This window comes from Streptomyces sp. GD-15H (genome assembly GCF_045291515.1).
In the GTDB taxonomy this organism is placed as follows: Bacteria; Actinomycetota; Actinomycetes; order Streptomycetales; family Streptomycetaceae; genus Streptomyces.
The window spans coordinates 1370399-1382587 of record NZ_CP149447.1 but is presented as its reverse complement, the minus strand read 5'-3'; the positions used below and the strand labels follow the sequence as shown (position 1 = coordinate 1382587).

13 protein-coding genes and 1 pseudogene are annotated in these 12189 nt (G+C 71.7%); 13 read left to right on the top strand and 1 reads right to left on the bottom strand.

Annotated features, from left to right (window positions below; translation table 11 throughout):
* The first annotated feature begins 70 nt into the window (after window positions 1-70).
* A complete protein-coding gene (locus WJ438_RS06775; protein WP_406724393.1) occupies window positions 71-2086 on the top strand; it encodes a DUF5107 domain-containing protein in 2016 nt (671 codons plus the stop codon).
* 9 nt (window positions 2087-2095) lie between these two features.
* On the opposite strand, the gene WJ438_RS06770 is transcribed toward WJ438_RS06775, so the two are convergent.
* Complete coding sequence (locus WJ438_RS06770; protein WP_406724392.1) at window positions 2096-2449, bottom strand: VOC family protein; 354 nt, start codon at window positions 2447-2449, stop codon at window positions 2096-2098.
* A gap of 157 nt (window positions 2450-2606) precedes the next feature.
* Between WJ438_RS06770 and WJ438_RS06765 the strand changes: the two genes are divergently transcribed.
* From WJ438_RS06765 to WJ438_RS06710, 12 genes and pseudogenes are all read left to right on the top strand, one after another.
* Entirely contained in the window at window positions 2607-4145 is a 1539-nt protein-coding gene (locus WJ438_RS06765; RefSeq protein ID WP_406724391.1) for an FAD-dependent oxidoreductase, read from the top strand.
* Window positions 4142-5989: a transketolase gene (locus WJ438_RS06760; RefSeq protein WP_406724390.1), complete on the top strand. Its 1848-nt coding sequence runs from the start codon at window positions 4142-4144 to the stop codon at window positions 5987-5989. Before WJ438_RS06765 ends, WJ438_RS06760 begins: the two co-directional genes overlap by 4 nt.
* A gap of 28 nt (window positions 5990-6017) precedes the next feature.
* Window positions 6018-6964 (top strand): annotated as a pseudogene (gene ligD / locus WJ438_RS06755) (non-homologous end-joining DNA ligase).
* A 103-nt stretch (window positions 6965-7067) separates the two neighbouring features.
* Entirely contained in the window at window positions 7068-7439 is a 372-nt protein-coding gene (locus tag WJ438_RS06750) for a gas vesicle protein (RefSeq protein ID WP_406724389.1), read from the top strand.
* 52 nt (window positions 7440-7491) lie between these two features.
* A complete protein-coding gene (locus WJ438_RS06745; protein WP_406724388.1) occupies window positions 7492-7926 on the top strand; it encodes a gas vesicle structural protein GvpA in 435 nt (144 codons plus the stop codon).
* The gene (locus WJ438_RS06740; protein ID WP_406724387.1) at window positions 7923-8696 is read left to right on the top strand and encodes a GvpL/GvpF family gas vesicle protein; all 774 of its coding nucleotides are present in this window, start codon (window positions 7923-7925) and stop codon (window positions 8694-8696) included. The genes WJ438_RS06745 and WJ438_RS06740 overlap by 4 nt, the downstream gene beginning before the upstream one ends.
* A gap of 4 nt (window positions 8697-8700) precedes the next feature.
* Window positions 8701-8964, top strand: coding sequence for a gas vesicle protein GvpG (locus WJ438_RS06735; protein ID WP_406724386.1), 264 nt, complete (start codon window positions 8701-8703; stop codon window positions 8962-8964).
* A complete protein-coding gene (locus tag WJ438_RS06730) occupies window positions 8961-9629 on the top strand; it encodes a DNA primase (protein ID WP_406724385.1) in 669 nt (222 codons plus the stop codon). Before WJ438_RS06735 ends, WJ438_RS06730 begins: the two co-directional genes overlap by 4 nt.
* Window positions 9629-10759, top strand: a complete 1131-nt coding sequence (locus WJ438_RS06725; protein WP_406724384.1) for an SRPBCC family protein — start codon at window positions 9629-9631, stop codon at window positions 10757-10759. The genes WJ438_RS06730 and WJ438_RS06725 overlap by 1 nt, the downstream gene beginning before the upstream one ends.
* Window positions 10756-11151 carry a gas vesicle protein gene (locus WJ438_RS06720; RefSeq protein ID WP_406724383.1) on the top strand — a complete coding sequence of 132 codons (396 nt, stop codon included), beginning with the start codon at window positions 10756-10758 and terminating at the stop codon, window positions 11149-11151. Before WJ438_RS06725 ends, WJ438_RS06720 begins: the two co-directional genes overlap by 4 nt.
* Window positions 11148-11957 (top strand): GvpL/GvpF family gas vesicle protein, encoded by an 810-nt coding sequence (locus tag WJ438_RS06715; RefSeq protein WP_406724382.1) that lies wholly within the window; start codon window positions 11148-11150, stop codon window positions 11955-11957. The genes WJ438_RS06720 and WJ438_RS06715 overlap by 4 nt, the downstream gene beginning before the upstream one ends.
* Entirely contained in the window at window positions 11954-12142 is a 189-nt protein-coding gene (locus WJ438_RS06710) for a gas vesicle protein (RefSeq protein WP_406724381.1), read from the top strand. The genes WJ438_RS06715 and WJ438_RS06710 overlap by 4 nt, the downstream gene beginning before the upstream one ends.
* Window positions 12143-12189 lie beyond the last annotated feature (47 nt).

Below are 12189 nucleotides of genomic sequence, written 5' to 3'. Positions count from 1 at the left end.
GCTGCCGCCGCCCCGGTCGGCGCGTCCCGCCCCTGTTCAGACGGGCGGCCGGCGGCTTCCATGGGTAACCGTGACGACGATCCGACGTGACGCGACGACCCTGCCCGCCGCACACCTGGGCCCGGACAACCCCCTGCCCGCCCTGCGACCCCTCGACAAGGCGCACCGCATCGAGGACCGCGACAAGGAGCACCTGCCGCGCGACATGGCCCGGCAGATCGGCTACGCCCCCCTGCACAGCCTGCTGCCCGTACGGGTCCGCGACGGCTACGACCGGCACCGCCGGCCCCGCCCGCTGGACACCCTGGTGATCGAGAACGACCGGCTGCGGGCCACCGTGCTGCCCGGCCTCGGCGGCCGGATCTCCTCCCTGTTCCACAAACCGACGGGCCGTGAACTCCTGTACCGCAACCCGGTGTTCCAGCCCGCCAACTTCGCCCTCAACGGTGCCTGGTTCTCCGGCGGCATCGAATGGAACATCGGCGCCACCGGCCACACCACCCTCTCCTGCGCACCCGTGCACGCCGCCCGCGTGCCCGCTCCCGACGGCGGGGAGATGCTGCGCCTGTGGGAGTGGGAACGGCTGCGCGACCTGCCCTTCCAGGTCGACCTGTGGCTGCCGGACGGCTCCGACTTCCTGTACGTCGGCGTCCGCGTCCGCAACCCGCACGAGCGGCCGGTGCCGACCTACTGGTGGTCCAACATCGCCGTCCCCGAGGAGCGCAGGGTCCTTGCCCCCGCCGAGGAGGCCTGGCTCCCCCACTGCCTGAACGGCGTGGGAGGTACCCCCATCGGCTACGAGCGGCGACTGCGCCGGGTGCCGGTGCCCGAGTACGACGGCGTCGACCGCACGTACCCGCCGAACAGCACTTACGCCGCCGACTACTTCTACGAGGTGCCCGACGACCGCAGGCGCTGGATCGCCGCCCTGGACGCCGACGGCCACGGGCTGGTGCAGACGTCCACCGACGAACTGCGCGGCCGGAAGCTGTTCGTGTGGGGCAGGGGGCCCGGCGGGCGGCGCTGGCAGGAGTGGCTCACCGAGCCGGGCACCGGCGGCTACTGCGAGATCCAGGCCGGGCTCGCCCGCACCCAGCTCGAACACGTCCGGCTGGAGCCCGGCAGCGAGGTGACCTGGCTGGAGGCGTACGGGCCGCTCGACGCACCGCCGTGGGCAGGGCGGTGGCCCGACGTGCTGCGCGAGGCCGAGACCCGGCTGGAGGCGGTCCTGCCGCGCGCCGAGGTCGACGCCGCCCACGCGGCCTGGCTCCCGTACGCCGACGCCGAACCCGGCGAGAAGCTGGCCACCGGCTCCGGCTGGGGCGCGCTGGAAGTACTGCGCGCCGGCTGGAAACTGCCCGGTACACCGTTCGCCGCGAGCACGCTGACCGAGGAACAGGAGCCCTGGCTGCACCTGCTGCGAGCCGGCTCCCTCTCCGAGCCGCCCGGCAGCCGGCCGCCCGGCGGGACGCTGGTCGCCACCCACTGGCGGGACATGCTCGAGACGGCCCCCGCCACCCCCCTCACCGAATACCACCTCGGCATCGCCCAGTGGCACGCCGGCGACCGGGCACAGGCGGTGCGCAGTTGGGAACGGGGCCTGCGGGACGCCCGGCCGAAGCGCCGCTGGGCGACGCTGCGCTGCCTCGCCGTGGCCGACCGGGAGGACCGCAACCCCGAGCGGGCCGCCGACCGCTACGCGCAGGCCTTCGACGACCTGTGGAGTGCGGCCGAGGAGGCACCATGTGCCGCCGAGGGTGGTGCCGCCGAGCCGTGGCCGCCGGTCGTCGCCGCACTCGGGCGGGAGGCGGTCGAGGCGTTGCTCGCCGTGGGGCGTACCGCGGACGCGCGGTCCGTGTGGCGGCGGCTGGACCCCGCGACCCGGGCGGGCGGACGGCTGCGCCTGATGGAGGCGGCACTCCTGCTCGCCGAGGGCCTGCGCGACGAGGCCCGCACCGTGTTCGACGCGGGCTTCGAGGTCGCCGACCTGCGGGAGGGGGACGAGATGATCGGACGGATGTGGCAGCGGCTCACCACGGAGCCGCTGCCTCAGCGGTACGACTTCCGGATGCGGCCCGCACCGTGACCGCGTGGGTCAGACGGTGGCGCGGCGGTCCGCGTACTCGTAGACAGCCCCGTCCGGGTGTCGTGCGATGAGGTTGCGGCCCACCGGAGTGGGGAGCGGACCCGCGATGATGTCCGCTCCCATCTCCGCGAGTACCTGACCGGCCTCCTCGACGTCCTTCACCGCGATGGTCGCCGCCACCTTGCGCAGCACGTCCAGTTCGGCCGCGGGACCGCTCATCAGCAGGAAACAGCCGACCGCGGCCACTTGGACACCGGCCCGCTCGAAGCGGAGCGCTTTGCCTCCCGCCAGCCGCTCGTAGAAGGGGATCGCGGTCTCGATGTCGTCGACGCAGACGCGCAGCGTGGCACCCAGTATCTCCATGGGACGAGCCTAGGGCCTGTCGTTTGGATCATGCCGGGCTTCCGGGGGCCGAAACAGCCGGCAGCGCGGGGGCGTGGCCCGGCGGACGTTTGGCGGCCGCGGCGAGGGAAACGCGGAAGTGTCCCGAGCCATGCGACGACAGCGCTGGAGGCGAACCGTGAGTCGACCCCGCATCGTGATCGTCGGTGCCGGCTTCGCCGGATACCGCACGGCCCGCACCCTGTCCCGGCTCGCCCGGGGGCGCGCCGAGATCACCTTGCTGAATCCGACCGACTACTTCCTGTATCTGCCCCTGCTGCCCCAGGTCGCCGCCGGCATTTTGGAACCGCGCCGGGTCACCGTCTCCCTCTCCGGCACGCTGCCGCACGTACGGCTGGTGCTGGGCGAGGCCGACGGCATCGACCTCGATGCGCGGACCGTGCACTACACCGGCCCCGAGGGCGACGGCGGCACCCTCGCCTACGACCGGCTGGTGCTGGCCGCAGGCAGCGTCAACAAACTGCTGCCGATCCCCGGCGTCGCCGAGCACGCCCACGGCTTCCGTGGTCTGCCCGAGGCGCTGTATCTGCGCGACCACGTGACCCGCCAGGTGGAACTCGCGGCCGCCACCGACGACCCCGCGAACTGCGCCGCCCGGTGCACCTTCGTCGTGGTCGGCGCCGGGTACACCGGAACCGAAGTCGCCGCGCACGGAAAGCTGTTCAGCGACGCGCAGGTGCACAAGCACCCCATGCGGACGGGCATGCGACCGCGCTGGCTGCTGCTGGACATCGCCGACCGCGTCCTGCCCGAACTCGACGAACGGCTCTCCTCCACCGCCGACCGGGTGCTGCGCGAACGGGGCGTGGAGGTACGGATGGGGACCTCCGTGAAGGAGGCCACGCACGACGGAGTGCTGCTGACCGACGGCGAGTTCGTCGACACGCGGACGCTGGTGTGGTGCGTGGGCGTACGGCCCGATCCGCTCGCCGACTCGCTGGGTCTTCCCATGGAACGCGGGCGGTTGCTGGTGGATCCGCAACTGCGGGTGCCGGGGCGGCCCGAGGTGTTCGCCTGCGGTGACGCGGCGGCGGTGCCCGATCTGGAGAAGCCCGGCCAGTACACCCCGATGACCGCGCAGCACGCCTGGCGGCAGGGCAAGGTCTGCGCGCACAACATCGCCGCCTCCTTCGGTGACGGCGAGCCGCGCGCCTACCGCCACCGCGACCTGGGGTTCGTGGTGGACCTGGGTGGAGTCAAGGGGGCGGCCAACCCGCTCGGCGTCAATCTGTCCGGGCAGGCGGCCGGAGCGGTCGCTCGCGGCTACCACCTCGCGGCGATGCCCGGCAACCGGGTGCGCGTCGCCGCCGACTGGCTGCTGGACGCCGTACTGCCGCGTCAGGCGGTGCAGTTGGGGCTCGTACGGTCCTGGTCGGTGCCGCTGGACACGGCGTCCCCGGAACTCGTCCGGGTGCCGACCGGTCCGGAGCGGAAGCGGTCCGGCGGCGAGGCCGCCGAGCCGGCGAAGCCGAACCGGGCCGCCGCACCGCAGCCGGCCGCCGAGCCGGCGAAGAACCAGCCGAGTGCTGAGCCCGCGAAGGGCCGACCCGGCCCCCGGCCGCCCGCCGGCGGGCACCCGGCCCCCGGCCCCGTCAAGCGCACCGACTACCCAGCCGACCCCGCCGATCCCCGTGATCCGGCCGAAGGAGACTCATGAACACCGGTGAACTCGTCGAGCTCGGACAGCAGCTGCGAGTGGACAGTGTCCGCGCGGCAGCCGCCGCGGGCTCCGGGCACCCCACGTCCTCGATGTCCGCGGCCGACCTGATGGCCGTCCTGCTGGCGCGCCACTTCCGCTACGACTTCGACCGCCCCAACCACTCGGGCAACGACCGTTTCGTCCTCTCCAAGGGACATGCCTCACCCCTGATGTACGCCGCCTTCAAGGCGGCCGGGGCCATCGACGACGAGGAACTGCTCACCTTCCGCAAGCTCGGCAGCCGTCTCGAAGGGCACCCCACGCCCAGGCGGCTGCCCTGGGTCGAGACGGCCACCGGATCGCTCGGCCAGGGACTGCCGGTCGGCGTCGGCATCGCGCTGGCCGGAAAGCGACTCGACCGGTCCGGCTACCGGGTGTGGGTGCTGTGCGGGGACAGCGAACTGGCCGAGGGCTCCATGTGGGAGGCCGCCGAGCACGCCGGGTACGAGAACCTCGACAACCTCACCGCCGTCGTGGACGTCAACCGGCTCGGCCAGCGCGGCCCCACCCGGCACGGCCACGACCTCGACGCCTACGCCCACCGCTTCGCGGCCTTCGGCTGGCACACGGTGGAGGTGGACGGCCACGACATCGACGCCGTCGACCGCGCCTACGGCGAGGCGGCCTCCACCAAGGGGCAGCCGACCGTGATCCTCGCCCGCACCCTCAAGGGCAAGGGCGTCGCGGCCGTCCAGGACCGCGAGGGCATGCACGGCAAACCGCTGCCCGAGGCCGACGAGGCGATCGCCGAACTCGGCGGTCCGCGCGACCTGCGCCTCCGGGTGCGGGAACCGTCCGACGCCCGCGCGCCGCACGCCGTACACACCGGGCAGGCCGAACCGCCCCGGTGGGACAAGGGCGAGGAGGTGGCGACGCGCAACGCCTACGGCGAGGCGCTGGCCGCCCTCGGCACCGTGCGCGGCGACATCGTGGCCCTGGACGGAGAGGTCGGCGACTCCACACGCGCGGAGTTCTTCGCCAAGGAGCATCCCGAACGCTACGTCGAGTGCTACATCGCCGAACAGCAGATGGTCGCCGCGGCGGTCGGCATGGCGACACGCGGCTGGGTGCCGTACGCGACCACGTTCGCCGCCTTCCTCACCCGCGCCCACGACTTCATCCGCATGGCGTCGATCAGCGGCTCCGGCATCAACCTGGTCGGCTCGCACGCCGGCGTCGCCATCGGCCAGGACGGACCCAGCCAGATGGGCCTCGAGGACCTGGCGATGATGCGGGCGGTGCACGGCTCGACCGTGCTGTACCCCTGCGACGCCAACCAGACCGCGCGCCTGGTCACCGCCATGGCGGAACTCGACGGCGTCCGGTACCTGCGCACCTCGCGAGGCGAGGGCCCTGTCCTGTACGGCCCCGACGAGGAGTTCCCCGTCGGCGGCAGCAAGGTGCTGCGCTCCTCGGCCGACGACCGGCTGACCCTGCTCGCGGCGGGCGTCACGGTGCCCGAGGCCCTGGCCGCCGCGGACGCCCTGGCGGGGGAGGGCATCGCGGTACGGGTGATCGACCTGTACTCGATCAAGCCCGTCGACCGGGACGCGCTGCGCCGGGCGGCGGAGGAGACCGGCTGCCTGGTGACGGTGGAGGACCACCACCCGGAGGGCGGGCTCGGGGACGCGGTCCTCGACGCCTTCACCGACGGGCGGCCCGTCCCGCGCCTGGTGCGGCTCGCCGTCCGCGGCATGCCGGGGTCGGCCTCCCCCGAGGCGCAGTTGCACGCCGCCGGCATCGACGCCGAGTCGATCGCGGCGGCCGGGCGGCTGCTGGTGGAGGAGGCGATCGTGCCGTGAACGATGTGGGGGAGGAGACGATCGCGCCGTGAGCGACGACGACGGTGTGCGACCGGTACGGGCCGGCCGCCGCACCGTGCGGATCCACCGGCCGGGGAAGGTGCTCTTCCCCGGCGGTGGGGACGCCGAGGAGTACACCAAGGGCGACCTCGTCGACTACCACCGGGCGGTCGCCCCGTTCATGCTGCCGCACCTGCGGGGCCGCCCGCTGATGCTGGACCGGCGTCCGGACGGCCTCGACGGGCCCACGTTCATGCAGAAGAACACCCCCGGGAGCTACCCGGAGTGGATCACCCGCGTCGAGGTCGCCAAGGAGGGCGGCACGGTGTGCCACACCGTGTGCGACGACACGGCGACCCTGCTGTACCTCGTCGACCAGGCGAGCATCACCCTCCACCGCTGGCTGTCCCGCGCCGCCCCGATCGACGGGACCGACCGGCTCGACCATCCGGACCGGCTGGTCTTCGACCTCGACCCCTCGCAGGACGATTTCGAGACGGTACGGGAGGCGGCGCGGCTGCTGGGGGATCTGCTGGACGAGCTGAGCCTGCCCTCGGCGCTGATGACCACCGGCTCCCGGGGGCTCCATGTGATCGTGCCGCTGAACGGTGACCACGGATTCGACGAGGTGCGCGCCTTCGCCCGCGAGGTTGCCGACACCCTCGCCGACGCCCACCCCGACCGGCTCACCACCGCCGCGCGCAAGAAGGAGCGCGGCGACCGGCTCTACCTGGACGTGCAGCGCAACGCCTACGCGCAGACCGCGGTCGCGCCCTGCACCGTCCGGGCCCTGCCCGGCGCCCCCGTCGCGACCCCCCTCTCCTGGGACCAGCTGGACGACCCGGAGCTGCACGCCCGCCGCTGGACCGTCGCCGACGCCGTCGAACAGCTGCGTACCGACCCCTGGGCCGGACTGCCGCGCCGGGGCCGCGCCCTGGGCCGGCCCGCCGGCGGCTGGGCGCGCTGCGGGGCTGACCGTCCAGGCCGACGACCAGGCACGGAGCGCGGCCGTGGCAATCGGGTGAGCCCCGGGAGGTTTGGCGAACGGACTTACGGCCACACGGAGAAGGAGGTGCCCATGGCGAACACAAGAGATACCGAAAACTCCAAGAGTTCACAGGAACCACAGGATGTTTACGCATCCCGCAAGTCCACGGAAAACACCAGAGCGAACAAGCGGCCGGGCCCGATGGAGGTACTGCGCCAGGCGCGCGGACAGCTCGCGGAGCTCACCGGTATGGAAGCCGAGTCCGTGTCGTCCTTCGAGCAGACGGAGGAGGGCTGGGCGCTGGAGATCGAGGTCCTCGAGCTCGAGCGCGTACCCGACACGATGAGCCTGATGGCGAGTTACCAGGTGGAGCTCGATCCCGACGGACAGCTCATCGGTTACCGGCGTGTTCGCCGCTACGAGCGAGGACGGGCCGACGCGCGCAGGTCCGGCGGCCGGTAGGCCGCCCGCCCGGATCCGCTCCCACACCCACAGAAAGGAAGGAACAGTCGGCATGACAGTTGTACCGGCACAACAGTCCGGCGGCGGAGGCGGCAGCAGCGGCCTCTACGACGTGCTTGAGCTCGTTCTGGACAGGGGGCTCGTCATCGACGCATTCGTGCGGGTGTCCCTGGTCGGCATCGAGATACTCAAGATCGACGTCCGCGTCGTCGTCGCCAGCGTCGACACCTACCTGCGCTTTGCCGAGGCGTGCAACCGGCTCGACTTGGAGGCCGGGCCCCGCAAGAGCCCGGGTCTGCCCGACGTGGTCGGCCAGGTCACCGAGTCCGGCGCCCGCGGCAAGTCCAAGGGGGCGCTGTCCGGCGCCGCCGAGACCATCTCCGAGGCCTTCCAGCAGGCGCGCGGCGACGGCTCCGAGCGTGAGACCGAGTCCCGTCCGCGGGCCCGCAAGAGCACCTCGTCGCGTCGCAGGGAGGAGCAGGAGTGAGCACCTACGTCTACGGCATCACGGCGAGTTCGCACCCCGCCCTCCCCGAGAACATAAGCGGCGTCGGCGACCCGGCGCGCCCGGTGCGCGTCCTGAAGGAGGGCGACCTGGCGGCCGTCGTCAGCGACGCCCCCGAGGACCTGCGCCCCAAACGCAGGGAACTGCTCGCCCACCAGAACGTGCTCGCCGAGGTCGGCGCGGCAGGCTGTGTGCTGCCCATGCGCTTCGGCAGCGTCGCCCCCGACGACGACACCGTCACCGGCGTCCTCGCCGAGCGTGCCGAGCACTACAAGGAGCGCCTGCGGGCGCTGGACGGCCGGGTCGAGTACAACGTCAAGGCCAATCATGACGAGGAAGCCGTACTCCACCACGTGATGGCCGGCCATCCGGAGATCCGCGCTCTCGCGGAGGCCAACCGGCAGTCCGGCGGCGGAAGTTACGACGACAAGATCCGCCTCGGCGAGATGGTCGCCGATGCGGTCAGGGCACAGGAGGTCGAGGACGGCGTCGCCGTGCAGCGCGCCCTGGAACCGGTGGCCGACGCCGTGAGCGTGGGTCCCGAGTCCACGGGCTGGCTCGCCAACGTCTCCTTCCTGGTGCAGCGCGACGCGGCCGGGGACTTCATGGCCGCCCTGGACCGCGTCCGCGAGGACATGCCGCACCTGGAGGTGCGGCTCAACGGTCCGCTGCCGCCGTACAGCTTCGTGGAGCCCGGCCCGGCCGAGCCGGCGGGCGCCACGGCGGGTGGGGCGGGCGCCGGAATGGGGTGACGACATGGGTTTGATCTCGGAAGTGCTGCTGCTGCCGCTGGCCCCGGCGCGCGGCAGCGGCTGGGTCATCCAACAGGTGCTTCGCGAGGCGGAGCGCATCTACTACGACCCCTCCGCGATCCGTGCCGAACTGGCGCGGCTCGAGGAGCAGTTGGAGGCCGGAGAGATCACCGAGGAGGAGTTCGACCGGCAGGAGGACGAACTCCTCGACCGATTGGAGACCGTGATGCGTACCAGCGCCACAGGGGATGGGACGGCACCACAATGAATCGAACAGCACTCGGCCTCGCGGTAGGGGCCGGATACCTCCTCGGACGGACGAGGAAGCTGAAGGCGGCGGTCGCCGTCGGCGGGCTGGTGGCCGGCAAGAAGCTGAACCTCGGACCGCGGATGATCACGGACATGGTGTCCACGCAGCTGCAGAAAAACCCGCAGTTCAAGGAGCTCGGGGATCAGTTGCGCGGCGATCTGCGCGGTGCCGGCAAGGCGGCCTCCGGGGCACTCGTCGAGCGGCAGCTCGGCTCCCTCGCCGACAAGCTGCACGGCCGTACCGCCGAGATGCGCGACCAGCTGACCGGTTTGGGCCGCCCGGACCGCGACGCCGAGGACAAGGACAAGGACAAGGACAAGGACAAGGACACCGAGGACGGCAGGGGCGCCGAGGACGCCACGGACGACGAGGACGCCACGGACAACGAGGACGCCACGGACGAGGAACCGGACGACGAGGAGCCGGAACCGGCACCCGAGCGGTCGGCGAAGAAGGCCTCGTCGAAGAGGGCTCCGTCGAAGGAGGCCGCCAAGAAGGCATCCGCGAAGAAGGCGCCGGCCAGGAAGGTCGCTCCGGCGAAGAAGACGGCCGGCAAGAAGACCGAGGCCGCGCGGACGACCTCGTCCCGGGGCACCCGCGCGTCGAAGGGAGGCGGTGAGTGATGACCGAGGCACTCGGATCGGCCGCTTCCGCCGCACGCGGGGCGGCGCGCGAGGGGACGAAGAACCCTCTTGCCGACGTGGCCCACAGCGAGGCCGCCGACCGCCTCAAGGCGGAGCTGCAGGACTACCTCGCGGCCCAGGCCACCCGCCTGCTGACCGGTGTCGGCCACAAGCTGGGCGAGACGACCGGCAAACTCACCGACATCGCCGAGGGCAAGAGTCCGGGTTTCGCCAAGCTCGCCCTCGACGGCGGCCGCAAACTCGCCGAGGGCAAGGGCCCCCTGCGCAGCGCCATCGAGCTGGGAGCTTCACGGGCCAAGGACAATGTGATGGGCGCCCTGAAGGGCCTGGTCGGCGGCAAGGGCAAGGGCAAGCGCAAGCGCTCCGCGGGCAAGAAACCCACCGTCATCCTGGAGCACATCGATGTCGGCGTCCCGCTGCGCACGGCCTACGACCAGTGGACCCAGTACCAGGACTTCAGCACCTTCGCCAAGGGCGTCAAGAGCGCCAACAAGTCCGACGACACCACCTCGGACTGGCAGGTCAAGGTTTTTTGGTCCAACCGCAGCTGGAAGGCGCAGACCACCCAGCAGGTCGCCGACGACCGCATCGCCTGGTCCTCCGAGGGGGCCAAGGGCACGACGAAGGGCGTCGTCTCCTTCCACCGCCTCGACGACAACCTCACCCGGATCCTGCTGATCATCGAGTACTACCCCACGGGTTTCTTCGAGAAGACCGGCAACATCTGGCGCGCCCAGGGCCGCCGGGCCCGACTCGACCTGAAGAACTTCGCCCGCTTCATCACGTTCAAGGGTGAGGCCGAGGACAGCTGGCGCGGCGAGATCCAGGACGGTGAGGTCGTCCGCAGCCACGAGGACGCCGTCGCCGAGGAGGAGACCGAGGAGTCGCCGCGCGGGGATGAGGAGCCGGAAGCCGAGGGCGCCGAGGGCGCCGAGGGCGCCGAGGGCGCCGAAACGGAGGAAGCCGCAGACGAGGAACCGGCCGAGGACGAGGAACCGGCTGAGGACGAGGACGAGGACGCCTACGAGGAAGAGGAGGAGGAAGAGGACGAAGGCGAGTACGAGCCCGAGGACGAGCCCGAGTACGCCGAGGACGGGAACCGCCGATGACGACTCCCCGCCGGCTCCCCGAGCCCTATGGCCAGGGCGGCGGCGCCAACCTCGCCGACATCCTTGAACGGGTGCTCGACAAGGGCATCGTCATCGCGGGCGACATCCGCATCAACCTGCTCGACATCGAACTGCTCACCATCAAGCTGCGGCTCATCGTCGCTTCCGTCGACAAGGCGAAGGAGATGGGGATCGACTGGTGGGAGACCGACCCGGCGCTGTCCTCCCGCGCCCGTCGCTCCGAACTGGCCAGGGAGAACGCCGAGCTGCGTGAGCGGCTGGCCGCACTGGAGACCGACCGTCCACTGGAGACCGGTCGTTCGCAGGAGACGGGCCGTCCGCTGGAGACCGGCCAGCGGAAGACCGGCCGTCCACAGGAGGAGGCCCCGTGACCGGACTGCGGTACGTTTACGCCGTCTGCCGTCCCTTCGGCGCACCGCTCCAGGCACAGCTGACCGGTGTGGCGGGTGATCCGCCCCGGCTGCTGACCCACCACGGCCTGGTGGCCGTCGTCAGCCATGTGCCGGAGGCGGACTTCGCCGAGGAACCCTTCCGCGCGCATCTGGAGGACCTCGACTGGCTGACCACGGTCGCCCGCGCCCACCAGGGCGTCATCGACGCGCTCACCACCGTCACCACGCCGCTGCCGCTGCGGCTCGGCACCGTGTTCCGTGACGACAGCGGCGTACGGACGATGATCGAGGCGCGAGAGGAGGGCTTCCTGCGGACGCTGGACCGGTTGGAAGGCCGGGTGGAGTGGGGCGTGAAGGTCTTCCTCGAGGCGGAACGGCCGCCGGACACCGCCGCACCGCCCGCGCAGAAGCCCGCGTCGGGCCGGGACTACCTGCGCCAACGGCGCATGGCGACGAAATCGCACGACGATCTGTGGCAGCAGGCCGAGACCTTTTCGACCCGGCTGCACGAGACGCTTTCCGGCTGCGCTGAGGATTCCCGGCTGCACGCCCCGCAGAATCCCACACTCTCCGGTGCGTCGGGACGCAATGTGCTGAATGCGGCCTATCTCGTACCGCGGACGGAATCCGAGGAATTCGTGGAAAAGGTGGAACGGACGAAGAACGGGACGCCCGGGATACGCGTCGAACTCACCGGCCCCTGGGCGGCCTATTCATTCGCCGGGGAAGAATCCGCCGGGGATGAACCCACCGGGGACGAATCGGCTGCGGGGGAGGGGGTATGACCGTAGTCGAGCGCCGTGAGATAGCCCTGGTGGACCTGCTCGACCGGCTCCTGGCCGGCGGCGTCGTCATCACCGGCGACATCACGCTGCGCATCGCGGACGTCGACCTGGTCCGCATCGACCTCAACGCGCTCATCAGCTCGGTGAACGCGAACGTTCCGTCGCCCTTCGAGGAGTTGAGTTGACGGCCACCCCCGACGACCATCACGGCGAGCCGCACGGAAGCCGGCGC